Source organism: Abyssisolibacter fermentans, assembly GCF_001559865.1.
Taxonomy (GTDB): Bacteria; Bacillota; Clostridia; order Tissierellales; family MCWD3; genus Abyssisolibacter; species Abyssisolibacter fermentans.
Genome location: NZ_LOHE01000093.1, coordinates 1 through 13,805 on the forward strand (window position 1 = coordinate 1; position 13,805 = coordinate 13,805).

Annotated in this window: 11 protein-coding genes; 2 read left to right on the forward strand and 9 right to left on the reverse strand. The window is 27.6% G+C overall.

What is annotated here, in order from left to right:
• Positions 1–429 precede the first annotated feature (429 nt).
• From AYC61_RS18495 to AYC61_RS18510, 4 genes are read right to left on the reverse strand one after another with little or no spacing between them, the layout of a single operon-like run.
• Positions 430–1,752, reverse strand: coding sequence for a B12-binding domain-containing radical SAM protein (locus tag AYC61_RS18495; protein ID WP_066506567.1), 1,323 nt, complete (start codon positions 1,750–1,752; stop codon positions 430–432).
• 25 nt (positions 1,753–1,777) lie between these two features.
• Positions 1,778–2,086, reverse strand: a complete 309-nt coding sequence (locus AYC61_RS18500) for a hypothetical protein (RefSeq protein WP_066506574.1) — start codon at positions 2,084–2,086, stop codon at positions 1,778–1,780.
• On the reverse strand, positions 2,062–3,354 hold the full coding sequence (locus AYC61_RS18505; protein WP_066506577.1) for a radical SAM/SPASM domain-containing protein: 1,293 nt from the start codon (positions 3,352–3,354) through the stop codon (positions 2,062–2,064). The genes AYC61_RS18500 and AYC61_RS18505 overlap by 25 nt, the downstream gene beginning before the upstream one ends.
• A gap of 31 nt (positions 3,355–3,385) precedes the next feature.
• Entirely contained in the window at positions 3,386–4,942 is a 1,557-nt protein-coding gene (locus AYC61_RS18510; RefSeq protein WP_066506580.1) for a radical SAM/SPASM domain-containing protein, read from the reverse strand.
• Positions 4,943–5,240: 298 nt separating this feature from the next.
• Here AYC61_RS18510 and AYC61_RS18515 point away from each other — a divergent pair, with 298 nt between their 5' ends.
• Both AYC61_RS18515 and AYC61_RS18520 read left to right on the forward strand, forming a co-directional pair.
• Entirely contained in the window at positions 5,241–6,446 is a 1,206-nt protein-coding gene (locus tag AYC61_RS18515) for a M16 family metallopeptidase (protein WP_066506583.1), read from the forward strand.
• Between the two features lie 266 nt (positions 6,447–6,712).
• Positions 6,713–7,234, forward strand: coding sequence for a LysM peptidoglycan-binding domain-containing protein (locus AYC61_RS18520; protein WP_066506587.1), 522 nt, complete (start codon positions 6,713–6,715; stop codon positions 7,232–7,234).
• Between the two features lie 107 nt (positions 7,235–7,341).
• On the opposite strand, the gene AYC61_RS18525 is transcribed toward AYC61_RS18520, so the two are convergent.
• The 5 genes from AYC61_RS18525 to AYC61_RS18545 form a co-directional block, all read right to left on the reverse strand.
• Positions 7,342–8,496: an MFS transporter gene (locus AYC61_RS18525; RefSeq protein WP_066506592.1), complete on the reverse strand. Its 1,155-nt coding sequence runs from the start codon at positions 8,494–8,496 to the stop codon at positions 7,342–7,344.
• 317 nt (positions 8,497–8,813) lie between these two features.
• Positions 8,814–9,284: a pyridoxamine 5'-phosphate oxidase family protein gene (locus AYC61_RS18530; RefSeq protein WP_066506600.1), complete on the reverse strand. Its 471-nt coding sequence runs from the start codon at positions 9,282–9,284 to the stop codon at positions 8,814–8,816.
• A gap of 212 nt (positions 9,285–9,496) precedes the next feature.
• The gene (locus tag AYC61_RS18535) at positions 9,497–10,894 is read right to left on the reverse strand and encodes a carbon starvation CstA family protein (protein ID WP_066506604.1); all 1,398 of its coding nucleotides are present in this window, start codon (positions 10,892–10,894) and stop codon (positions 9,497–9,499) included.
• A gap of 186 nt (positions 10,895–11,080) precedes the next feature.
• On the reverse strand, positions 11,081–11,842 hold the full coding sequence (locus AYC61_RS18540; RefSeq protein WP_066506611.1) for a LytR/AlgR family response regulator transcription factor: 762 nt from the start codon (positions 11,840–11,842) through the stop codon (positions 11,081–11,083).
• Position 11,843: 1 nt separating this feature from the next.
• Positions 11,844–13,535, reverse strand: a complete 1,692-nt coding sequence (locus tag AYC61_RS18545) for a sensor histidine kinase (RefSeq protein WP_066506623.1) — start codon at positions 13,533–13,535, stop codon at positions 11,844–11,846.
• Between the last annotated feature and the right edge of the window lie 270 nt (positions 13,536–13,805).

Below are 13,805 nucleotides of genomic sequence, written 5' to 3' on the forward strand. Positions count from 1 at the left end.
TAATATACCCCTTTCATTTTTTATAAAATTATCCCTGATTATTCATATAACTTTGAATAGTATGCTGTATAATTCTGAATTAGAAGATTTCAGTGAATTCGAAGGCATACCGAATTGGTATGTCGAGAATTTAATGGATATCTTATAACAGCGAAAGCAATTTGGTAGTAATTGCAACACACCGTTTCAACAAGACGCAAGATTGCGCACCTTCTGTTAAATATAATCGATATACGCTACCTATAGAGGTGAGAAACAATTTGTGCCTTGTTATAATCAAAAGGATGCAGTAGAATATTTGATTTTCTATGAATAATCTGGGTTTATTAATAATTTCTTTTTCTTGTAAGCTTACAAGTTTATTTAACATGCATTTTTATTAAATATCAACTCTATTATTTTTATTGACTTCTTATAGTTAGTCTTTCATCAATATTTAATATTCAATCTTTTTTTATCTTGTTTACTTTTTGACTCTAAAAGTAAAGCTTTTGCAGTATACTTTTTAATCGTATTCATGTCTAAATTTTTTGTTTCAAAAACAGGATTTCTGAAATGAAAATATGCTTCATCATCTGTCAGAAACCTAATGCCTAATTCATAACGTTTTTCATACATATAAGTACCTGGGAAAGGTGTTAACAAATTAATTGAGATAGAGATATAATCTAATTCATTAAGCTTGGAAGCAAATTCTAAAGTTTTGTTTATACTATCTTCTGTATCTGATGGATGTGGTAACAAAAAATTAAAACTAGCAGCTAGCTTTATTTCTGAACAGTACTTAGCGATTCTAATAACATCTTCAAGCGATATACTCTTTTTTATATTTTCTAATACTCTTTCATCTCCACTTTCCACACCAAAGTTTAATTTCTGACAGTTATATTTTTTCATATCACTTAAATGTTCAAGGCTTAATTCATTAACCCTACATTGTCCACCCCATTTTAAACCATATTTATATGCAAGTTTACCAATATCAATAACTCTATCTGAATCAACTGAAAATGCATCATCCCAAAATATTAAATGATGATCATCAGCGTCTCCTCTCGCTTTAATAATTTGGGCAATACTCTTTATCTCATCCTCAATTTTACTCAAAGACTTTATATGATAACCTCTACTTACCGCACCACCACCACAAAATATACAAGAATAAGGACATCCCCTACTTGTCATCATAGTGTAGGGATATTCATAGTAATCTAGTTCAAAAAAACTCCTATCTATTGTAGGTAAAGAATTAATATCTACTGGTTTACGATCATTATTTCTAATAATATTATTACCTTCCCTATATATTAAACCCTCAATTTCACTAATATCTTTATTGTTATTTAAAGCTTTTAATAATTCTATAATAGTTATTTCACCATCATAAGTCATGCCATAATCCATAGATTCACATTCCTTAAGATACATTATCCCTCTAAAAGTTACGTCTACACCACCTATAAGTATTGGTATATTAGGAAATTGAGTTTTAACTTCGTTTGCAATATCAATTGCAACCCTTTTGGATTCAGAAAACATAATTGAAAGAGATATAAATTTCGGCGATATATCTTTTATCTGCTTAATTAGTTGAGATTTTGTACACGGCTTTGCATACATATCAATTATTTTCGACGTATAGTTATTATTTTTTAAAACAGTACATAAAGACCCTAATCCAATTGGAGGACATAAACCCCTTTTCTGAAGATTCGGTCTATCGGTGTTTGGAATTATAAAGAGAACATCCATTATACTACCCCCTTACAGATATACTTTAAGTTAATTTGAAATTTTTCCAGTTCACTGTGATCATGTTTTTTTCAATAAAATAAGCAATCACCTTTTTTACATTCTCCTCAACGCTTAGTTCGTCAAGGTTTTTTACAACTTCATTATTCTTTATTTTTTCTACAATATCATTTATTGAATTAATACCATTTATCTCTTTCCATATTAGGTAGACTATATAACTTATAACAATCAATCCATCAGTAGTCAACATTTTAATTTTGCCATCTTCATGATAAACGATATCAAAGTATTTATTTGGTATAGAATTTATATCAATGTTTTCTCTAAGCATAGTATCATCCTCTCTTTTTTTTCATTAGTACAAACAGCCTCTTCGCCTCTACATCCACCATAGCAATAGTATCTAATTCCGCACTTAGCACATTCATCTAAATCCTCTAAAGTATGATTTTTAAAATACTTGATTAATTTACTATTGTTTACAACTGTTAAAAAGTCATGGTCACTTAATTTTATATCTGTAAAATCTCTTTCTTTAAGAAAACCTGGGCAAACAGACATACTACCATCATGATTAATTAAACATGAGTTTTGTATTCTACATTTACTGTTTTCAATAATATTCTCGTTAAATGTATTTGCTGAAAATGATTCATTGATCTTTAAATTAGGAAATTTATTTTTTAGCTCTAACAATCTTTTATAATAGAGAGCAAATTCTTCAGGAATTAAATAATTAGAAGTATCATTTTCCCCTTTGCCGAGCGAATGCATGACACCAAAACGTACACCATATATTTTGTTTACATCTGCAAATTTAACAATGTCATCCATTTTATTAAGGTTCTTATTGTCTATTGTAGTTTGAATCCACACTTTTGGTCCTACTATTGAACTAAGTAATTTTATAGCTTTAATTGCTTTTTTGTAACAGCCAGCAATATTCCCTCTTCGAAACTCATGATCTTTTTCATCTAATGAATCTAAACTAATGCCAATATCCGAAAATTTTTGAAAACATCTATAATTGTTTTGATTAATTAATGTACCATTAGTCAACAAACAAACCTTAAATCCATATTCTATAAATATATTTGCAATTTCAAAAAAACTACTATATACTAATGGCTCTCCACCTGTAATACAGATAACGGGCTTCTTAATATAAATCATATTTAATTGTTCTGCTATTTTCACATAGTCATCAATATTCATATATTCTTTTTCTACAATTTTGCCAGATGAACAAAAATTACATCTGAGATTGCATTTTGATGTAATATTCAAATAAATCGTCTCAAATTTTGGAATTAAATTTTCTATATAGCAAGAATCATGCATTAATTGCTTTAAATTAACATCTTCAATAACACCTTTAATAAACAAAGTGTTTATAATCTCTTTCACTTGATCTTTTATATTATCATCATAGGCACTTATAATTTGATCTTTTTCTAATTTACCATTACACAATTCTAACAAGTCAGACACAGACTTACTTATCCTTTTTATATTTTTAGTATGTAAATTAATTAAGTAATATCTATCTTTATCAGAAGAATAGAAAAAAATATGGTTATTTTTTAAATTAACCCCCACAATATCATCCTCTTACTTTTATTTAATTTTATTATCTAGGTAATTCTAACTGTTCATTACGTTCTTTGCTTGGATCATACCAACATAAAGGAGAACTATTTCGTATATCTCCAGTAATGCTTAATGTTTCAGCAGGACATCCTTTAGTACAATAAAGATTATATTGGCAATCATTACATTTGCCTACTAATTCAATTTTCCTGTATTGTTTTGCTAAAACAGATTTATGCCAAAAATCAAATATTGACATATCTTCATAGCTTTCTCCCCAAGCTTCTGGGAAAGGTTCATAAAACTCGCATGGTAAATATTGCAAATTATAACTTAACGTAAACTGATAGTTCATAGCATTACATGAATGATAAGCACTATCTAAATGTTTTGAAGGAATATTTTGGTTTATAAATATTGGATTTCTTAGTCCATTTATTACATTTTGATTGTATTTAATACTTAACTGGTCTATTAAATTCTTCGCTTCATTAATTTCGTAATCAGTTAATACCATATTTTCATATTCATTACCATCACCACATCTTTTTAACATAGTAAACCTAATTTGGGGTACGTCATATTGATTTAACACTTTAATAAAATTTTCTAAATTTTGGTATAATAGCTTTGTCACAACACTATTGGTATTCCATCTCATATTGTACTTATTTAAATTTTCAAATGCTCTAATTAATGTTTCCCAACTCGCTCCTGGACGTAATTTATTTTGGATTTCTTCAATCCCATCTACACTGATTTGAAAGTATACTAAAGAACTATCCCATACATCTATTAAATTTTCTACAAAATTTTCATCTGCCAATTTTACACCATTTGTTGTAATTTTTAATAAGATATTTTTATCTACACACTTTTTAATGATATCCTTTAAATCCTCACGCAATGTAGGTTCTCCACCTAATAAATTAATACTGGTAACACTTAAAGAAGCTAAGTCATCTATGAACTTCAGAATTGTTTTTGTATCAAGTAATTCTTCCTTATGAATGCTATTTCGCCTATAACAATGTATACAAGCAGCATTACATCTATTTGTTGTAAGTATTGACACTTGCCCTGGTGTATATAAATTTGATATACCATACTTATAAGTATTAAAACGAGCCATTATTTCTACTGCCTGATTTGTTGATAAATAACTAGATTTAAGATACTCATTATATGCAACAATTAAATCTTTTGAATAATTTTCTTTTTTAACCCAATACACAGTTTTTTGTTTAGTTAATACAAATAATAAATTAATAATATTGTTATTATAATGTAAATCTTCAATATCAAATCTATCTGATTCAAGAAACTCAATAAACTCTTGTTGCTCCCCATTAATTCTATAAAATAGTAATCGGTAATCATTATCACGCATAATCACTTTTTTATCTATAGGAAAACGATTAATGAAGAATTTTCCAATCTTCCCCTTGTCATCAACATAATTATCTTTTATTGCATAATAGGAACTTGGTAAGAGTACAGGAATATAGCTGTATATATAATTATGTAAGAAATCATCTTGATTGATTTCATGAACATGAAGAATTGAATTTTCAAATACAGAAACACCAAAATTCATCTTTTATCCCCTCCCATCTTTTATTTGTAAATTATTAAAGAGTAATATTTATTACTCTTTAATAATTTATCTCATTAATTATGGATTACAGTGAAATGCATTTGACATAACTTCAATTACTGAAACTTCTTCTTCTTGGTCAATAGTAAAAATATTTTCTTCGCTAGTATTTACCATATTATCCACCCCCTTACTTGTTATATTGTAACATATTGTAATATTGTTGTAAATATTAAATAAAATATGTTATAATACCTATAATTGGTATATTAATTTCATAAGAGAAAGGATAATAATAATGAGCAATAAAACAATTAATGGTCTGAAAACAAGTATAATAATCTCAAAAACAAAGACAATATCAATCTCTTTGACTATAAAAGCAGGTTCCATGTATGAAAAAATCAATGGAACAGCTCACCTAATTGAGCATCTTTTAATTAAGAAAATAAGTCAATTGAAAAATATTAGTATAATAAATGAGTATGGTATTAACTATAATGCAATAACAGGAAAGAAGTATGTTACAATAAAACTCTTATGTTCAAAAAACTCACTTTGCTACTGCTTTGATATTTTGAGTGTACTATCAATATTTGATGTGACTTTCAACGATATAAAAGATGAAGTGTCCATAATAAACCAGGAAATACTGAGATTTAATAGAAGTATTCCGCACAAATATATTACTGATTTATTAATGAAAGCATATAAAGGTCCTTATTCGTTACCGGTATTAGGTAGTAACGAAACATTATCAAAAATAAAAGAAGAAGATGTTATGAATTTTTATAGGGAAAGATATATTATAGAAAATATGGCACTATGTGTTGTTGGAGACGTCAACGAAAATATGATTCAAGAAGATATCTATAAACTCTCAACTTTATTGAAAAAAGATAATATTAATAAAAAAGAAAGTGAATTAAATACCAATTGGATTTCTAATGTTTTAAATAGCAAGATAAACTTAAGTAATGAAAACAGCAAAATTAGAAATTTATTAATAGGAATCAAAACTCCATCTATTCTAGACAAGTATTACTTTGACAATTTAGTATTCAAATCTATAATGCTAGATAATTTAAATTCTGTTCTAATGACTAAACTTCGCGGTGAAAGGAAATTAGTTTATGCTATTCAGAGCTATATAGATTCATATACTGAAGAAGCATTAAGTCATTTATACATTTACATTAATTCAAGTAAAGAAAATATAGAAGAGATTAAAGATGTTCTATATAATATATTACAATACGTACAAAAAAATAAAATAGGTGACTATAATATAAGAAAAGGTGTTAACAAGCTTAAAATGGATTATTATAAAAATAGAGATATTAACTATAAATATTCAACATACAAAGCTAAATGTATTCTTGATAACATTGTTAATGATGAAAAATACTATCATAAACATATAGAATTAGTAAATGAAGAAAGAATACTTGAACTAGTTAATTCTATATATCTATTAGATAAAATAATATTATATGAAGCATAAAAGTAGTTCCTATTTTTTAAAAATATAAAGAAACAAAATCTTGTTTATCCTTTAATTTATTACCTACTATTTGATAAGCATTAATTATAATATACTTCTTAAATTTGCATATTTTTTACGTAAGATATATAAGATTATTTTTAGAATACACACCCTAAATCACCATTATATTTCATAAACATACCATAATTATATAAAACAAAATCTTTAGCTCATTAATTTTATGTAGATTTACAAGTTTTATAAAGAAAGGTGTGTTTTCAATAATGTATAGAATACCTTGCCCCAAAGGAACAATGAAATACACTATAAAACCGGGAGATACTCTATATAAAATAGCAATTAAATATAATATAACAGTACCAATGCTATTATTCTTTAATCCATTTGTTAATCCGTACAATTTAATGATTGGTAGCGTGATTTGTGTTCCTAAACAGGAAGTAAAATGTCCTAATGGTAAATTTCATACAGTTAAAGAAGGAGATACTTTGTTCACAATAGCAAATATGCATAATATATCATATAATGCTTTAAAAAAAGCAAATCCAAGTATTGATTTTGATAATTTACAAGTAGGTATGCAAATATGTACTCCTCCATATAAACCAAGTAAACCTTGTCCAAATAATAGAACTTATATTATTAAAAGTGGTGAAACTATATCAAGTATAGCAGAAAAATTTGTTGTATCAGCCACTGATATGTTAAAATTGAATCCTGAAATGGCTCCAGGAGAATTCGTTGAGGGGAGACTTATTTGTCTACCTGCTGAAGCTCCTGTTTAATTAGTATAAACTTTTTTGAAGCAATAAATAACCATGATATCATTACAATCTCATGGTTATTTTATATTTTTATTTTATTATTATCCCATTACCCATTTCGACATAAGCTACATTTTAGTTATTTTTTCTTTAACTAATTTAAAGTATACAATCATCAATATAAATGCTAAAATACTCATCATTGAACATGTTCTAAATCCCATCTCCAAGGATTGTTCTGCAGTTATTCCTATTATAATATTTGAAATAGAAGCTATTAAACTTGCTACCATAGAATATATAGATAATATCGTAGCTCTATTTGATGTTCTAATAGTTTTATTTTTAATTTCTATTTCTATTGGACCTATCATTGCTACACTAAATGATATTAATACAATTGTTGTAACACTCACAATTGGATTAGCTGTAAATATTAATACTATACAACATAATGTCACTAAAAAATATAATAGTATTATAGCTTTGCAATTACCTAACTTTTTACTTAAATAATTCGATTTTACCGAGAAAAGTCTAACTAGCTGTATTCCAGCTAAAATAACACCAAAATATTTAGCGTCAATGCCACTTTTTAAATATTGAGCTTGATTTAAGAAAACAGTTGTTGATTGGAAAACTTCAATAATTAATGCAATAGAAATAACAAAAAGAATTATTGATTTATCATTAAAAGCTTGTTTGAAACTCTCTTTGAATTTCGGTTTTACTTTACTATCACCATTCACTTCGTCTAGCAATAATGTTAATATTCCTGCCAGTGCATACGGAAAAATAGTGAATAAAGCTGTATAATCGAGTGATACTGCTACTATAAATGATGACAATATCGAAGCTAATAAAAATCCCAATGTCCCAAAAGCACTATATCTACCAAAAACACTTTGAACCTCATCTTCTTCAATTGATGAATAAATAAGGGCTGTGTCACAACCTGACAAACCAGAAAATACTATCGCCAATAAAATTCTTTCAAGTAAAAATAATATAAAAGAACTAGCAATGTAAAATACTATTTTCGATATTAAAAATAATACATTAACAAATACCAACGTCTTTTTGTAACCAAATCTATCTGAAAACAATCCCCATGGAACTTCTAGAACAATCATTAATATCCACGATATAGATTCTATAAGAAATATTTCAGACATAGAAAGACCCCTAGCTTGTCTATATAGTGTAGCTACGGGACCATAAAAAACAAAACCTTGTAAAAAAATAATTACATACATTAAGTAAATATTTTTCCTATTATTCAATTTAGAACACCTCCGAATTTATATAACAAAAAAACTTACACCAATAAAAGCTTAATCGAATTGATTAGCTCATAATAGTAAATAAGTAATTTCTAAAAATAAATTGGTTGTTTTCTAAATTGGACGATACATAACAAGATGCTCCTTATAAAATTAATATCACTACTTACATAATATATATTTTTTTAGATTAAGTCAAATATAAAAAAAATAAAAACCTATAAAGAATTGTTATTTTCATCATGCACTAAAAAGGATGTCTCAATATATGAAACATCCATTCAAAAAATTTATATTTAACTGTTCAAAGCTACAACCTAATCGAATTGATTTGATTTCCCAGTCATATGTTTAATATCAATTTTTATAATTGTTGTACTGTCTTTCGCCTTTTCCACATATTTCTTCCCATTTTCCAAGAAATCAGGTGAATATTTTTTAATAAGTTCCATTAAAATTACTTGTTTTAAATCGCCTTTTACTTCACTTGCAATCCCAAAAGCTATCACACTTTTATATTTGGTACTAAATTTATTTGGGATTACTTCAGTATCTGTAACAACGCAAAAAGACACTTTACTATTTCTATTTATATTCTCAAGCTTATGCCCTTCCAGTGCACAATGAAAATATAAACTCCTATCATAATAAACATAACTTAGTGGTACAACATAAGGATATCCATTCTCACTAATAGTTGATAGTATACCGTACTCACCATTAGCTAAAATGTCTTCTATCAGCTCATCAAAAACTTCTCTAGATTTTTTTCTCATCTTTTTAAACATTTTTATACTCCTTCCTTTACCATGATATTTCTTCTTTGTGCATATACGATATAAAAAATCATATGTAAAATAAAATTAAAAAGAATATAGTTTTTATTTGAATAAAAGCTTTTAAAACCCATGATTTCATATCTGTGTCTTTTATTATAAATTATATATAAAATGATTGCAAAATAATAGTTAAAATATTCTGCAATCATTTTTTTAATTATCTATTTTTTAAATTTTATAAGAAATACTACTAATAATGTAATAGCTGTAATTATTCCAACTGGATAAGATATGCCTATAGATAGTCTAAATCCTTCAGGTGCTTGTAAAATGTATGTCGTACATACAGCAGTCATAAATGTAGCAGGTAATGTTGCAATCCAGTGTAATTTTTTATTTTTTATCAAATAAGCTGCTGTTGCCCAAAGTACTATCGTTGCTAGTGTCTGATTTGACCATGCAAAGTATCTCCAAATTATACTAAAATCTATTTTAGTTAATGCATAACCTACTGCGAAAAGAGGTAATGCTAAAATCAATCTGTTTTTTATTTCTCCTTGTTTATATCCTATAGCATCAGCAATAACTAATCTTGCACTTCTGAAAGCTGTATCTCCTGAAGTTATTGGACAAGCGATAACACCAAGCATTGCTAACACTCCTCCTATAGGTCCAAGTAAGTTTCTAGAAATATTATTAACAACTCCACCTGCTCCACCATTTGCTATAGCTTCATTTAATCCAAAAACTCCACCAAAGAATGTCATAGCTGCTGCTGCCCAAATTAATGCTATAATACCCTCTGAAATCATTGAACCATAAAATACTTTTCTACCATATTTTTCATTAGAAATACATCTTGCCATCATTGGTGATTGAGTAGCATGAAAACCACTAATAGCACCACAAGCAATTGTTACAAATAGCATCGGCCATATTGGTAAGCCTTTTGGATGAAGATTAGTCAAAGATATTTCAGGAATACTATATCCTTTAATTACTAACATGCTTCCAATACCAACTGCCATTATTAATAAAGCTGCTCCGAATAATGGATATATCTTTCCTATAACCTTATCTACTGGAAGGATAGTTGCTAAAAAGTAATAAACAATTATTATACCTAACCAAATACTAACACTGCTTAATCCTCCCAAGCTTAGACTAGCTAAAAGCTTTGCAGGTCCTGTCATAAAAACAGTACCAACTAATATTAAAAGAACTACTGAAAATACTCTCATAACTTTTCTTGCATTTTCACCTAAATATACTCCTACTATTTCTGAAATACTCTTACCATCATGTCTTATTGAAAGCATACCTGAAAAATAGTCGTGAACAGCACCAGCAAAAATACTTCCAAATACAATCCATAAAAACGCAGCTGGTCCAAATAAAGCACCCATTACTGCTCCAAATATCGGTCCAAGTCCCGCTATATTTAAAAATTGGATTAAGAAAATTCTTGGCCAGCTCAATGGAACAAAATCGACACCATCATTCATTGCAACAGCTGGTGTTGGTCTATTTTCATCTACTCCGAAAACCTTTTCCACAAACTTACCATACGTAAAATAACCTAGGATTAAAACTATAATAGAAACTATAAATGATACCATTACTTCCCCTCCTCGTATTATTATGTCTTAATTATAAATGGAATTTTTAACTCTGAGAGAAAGTTCTGCCCAAATGCATAAATTTGTACTTGAGCTGCAATATATATTTCTAAAATGCATAAAACCCAGATTATTCATAGAAAATTATACAGCATATTATTTGGGCATTATATAAATAATCAGGGGTTAAGTTATATTCATAATCTTCTTAAATTCCTTAGCTTGACCTCTACTAACCGGAATTTTATCTTCACAATTTTTCATCTTTATTATAAACGTGCTATTAAACCAAGGTTCTATTTTTTCTATGAAATCAAGATTTATTAGAAAGCTTCTGTGACTTCTAAAAAAATTTTTACTATTCATTTTTTCTTCAAAACAGCTTAAAGTATTGGGATACTCATATCTTCCTCTAGTAGAGATAATAATTGTCTGTTTCAATTCTACAGTTGCATAAACTATTTCATCTTGCCTCAGAGGTATAAGCGTTCCATCCTTATATAGAGTAATTTTATTTATGTTGAAGTTTTTTTCCTTCATCTCTGTTAATAACTTACTTAAATCATATTCATTCCTCGAAATATTATTTTTCATGGTTCTTATTTTATTTATAGTTTTATTAAGTCTTTCTTTAATTATAGGCTTTAACAAATAATCAATAGCATTTACTTCAAATGCTTTTAAAGCAAATTCATCATATGCGGTAACAAAAACTATTATAGGGTTATAACCAGACTTAATAATAGTATCAGCCACTTCTATTCCACCAATTTTGGGCATTTCAATATCTAAAAATATTAAATCTGGATTTAATTTTGAATTCAACTCAATAGCTTCTAATCCATGCTTAGCTAAGCCTACTACATTGACATCTTCGAATTCTTCTATCAGAAATTTAAGTTCTTCTCTAGCTGGTGCCTCATCATCTACTATTAAGCAGCTTATCATTTTACACCTCCTCGTTTTCTTTAGGTATCTTCATAGTCACCTTAGTACCTACACCTATTTCACTATCGATATTAAGAGCATATTCATCGCCATATTTATTTTTGAGTCTATTATTTATATTTACTAAGCCTATAGATTCTTTTTCTGGATTTTCAATAAATATATTACTTAAAGTTTCCTCACTCATTCCCACCCCATCATCCTCAACTATCAATTTGGTTTCATTTACAATATCTATAATCCTTATATCTATAGTTCCTCCATCTAATTTTCCCATTATCCCATGCTTAATTGCATTTTCTACAATAGGTTGTAATATTAGAGGTGGTAAAATACACTCTACATTCTCATCTATATAAAAATTAACCTTTAGTTTATCTCCATATCTTGCCTTCTCTATCTCTAAATAAGACTTTATATGTTCTATCTCCTTTGAAATATCAACAATATCATTTATTTGTTGTAAATTTTTTCTGAAATATGATCCTAAATGTATCAAAAGCTCTCTCGCTTTGTCGGGTTTAGTTCTTGTAAATGAAACTATAGTATTTATAGCATTAAATAAAAAATGAGGATTTATTTGAGCTTGTAATGCTTTCAGTTCAGATTTTGCTAGTAATTTAGATTGAATTTCGATCTTGCTAAGTTCTATTTGAGTAGAAAACAATGAAGCTAATCCTAAAGCTAATTCTAAATCAACCTTTGTAATAGAATTTTCAGTAGTCTTGTAGAGCTTTAATGTTCCGATTGTCTTATTTTCACCTTTAAGAGGTACGATAACTGCTGATTTTAGTTTACATCCTTTGTAATTACAGCTTATATCACTACTATAATGAGCTAGTCTATAATTCCCATTATTAATTACTTCCCTAGTTAGCTGTGTTTTTATATTATTTCCCGGTCTATGGTGATCCTCTCCTATACCTACATGTGCTAATATTTTATTTCTATTAGTAATTGACACCGCTTCAACAGATGTCATGTTGTGAATTATCTGTGCTGTTTTAGTAGCAGTTTCTTCATTAAATCCTTTTCTCAAATATTTCAAGGTCTTATTTGCAATTTTCAATGCCCTTTGAGCTTGAAAAGCTGCTCGTCTTTCTTCCTCACTAAATATATTTTCAATAATAATGATAAATATAGATATTCCAATTCCATTTGCAACAATCATAGGAATTGATATTATTCGTACAAGTAAAAGTGCTGCTGAAAAAGGCCTTGCTATCAATAGTATTATTATCATCTGAATAATCTCAGCTAATCCTCCCATAAGTAGTGCATATAATCCTTTATTTTCTTTTTTGTAAAATCTCTTGCTAATTAATCCTGCTAAAATTCCTTCTATTATAGTAGAAATCGCACAGCTAAGTGCTGTAAACCCTCCAATATCTATTGCCCATCTATGCACACCTGCTATTATACCTGATATCATTCCTACAAAAGGACCTCCCAATAACCCACCAACAAATACACCAATCACTCTGGAATTTACTAACGCTCCTTCTGTCGGTATACCAGTATATGTCCCGATTATGCCAAACAATCCAAAAAATATTGAAAGAATAAATTTATCTTTATAGCTAATATTCTTTTTAGAAATTAACTGTCTAAATAATTTAACTCTTGAAAAAGCAAAAGCAAGAATAACTATTATACCAACTCTATTAGCTAAATTACCAAGTATATTAATCATTTATACTAACTTCCTCTCTACGTTAGTTTAATTTATTTTTAGTTAATAAGTTATATTTTATTACTACCCAACTATACATTAATTGTAACTATTTTATTAAACCCATATTATTCATAAAAAAACATTTAATTATTATATATTTAGCTTATTTTCTACATAAGAACTATATAAAATGTTATAATTTAGTATAAGAAATTTATTTAAAGATAATAAATTAGAAAAAGCTATTTAAACCCTGATTATTCGTATAACTTTGAATAATATGCTGTA

What these genes read in the sequence shown, in the direction of transcription:
- AYC61_RS18500 (WP_066506574.1), bottom strand. Translation starts at nt 2,086, where the DNA reads ATGCTTAGAGAAAACATTGATATAAATTCTATACCAAATAAATACTTT.
- AYC61_RS18495 (WP_066506567.1), bottom strand. Translation starts at nt 1,752, where the DNA reads ATGGATGTTCTCTTTATAATTCCAAACACCGATAGACCGAATCTTCAG.
- AYC61_RS18535 (WP_066506604.1), bottom strand. Translation starts at nt 10,894, where the DNA reads ATGGTATCATTTATAGTTTCTATTATAGTTTTAATCCTAGGTTATTTT.
- AYC61_RS18510 (WP_066506580.1), bottom strand. Translation starts at nt 4,942, where the DNA reads ATGAATTTTGGTGTTTCTGTATTTGAAAATTCAATTCTTCATGTTCAT.
- AYC61_RS18520 (WP_066506587.1), top strand. Translation starts at nt 6,713, where the DNA reads ATGTATAGAATACCTTGCCCCAAAGGAACAATGAAATACACTATAAAA.
- AYC61_RS18540 (WP_066506611.1), bottom strand. Translation starts at nt 11,842, where the DNA reads ATGATAAGCTGCTTAATAGTAGATGATGAGGCACCAGCTAGAGAAGAA.
- AYC61_RS18515 (WP_066506583.1), top strand. Translation starts at nt 5,241, where the DNA reads ATGAGCAATAAAACAATTAATGGTCTGAAAACAAGTATAATAATCTCA.
- AYC61_RS18545 (WP_066506623.1), bottom strand. Translation starts at nt 13,535, where the DNA reads ATGATTAATATACTTGGTAATTTAGCTAATAGAGTTGGTATAATAGTT.
- AYC61_RS18530 (WP_066506600.1), bottom strand. Translation starts at nt 9,284, where the DNA reads ATGTTTAAAAAGATGAGAAAAAAATCTAGAGAAGTTTTTGATGAGCTG.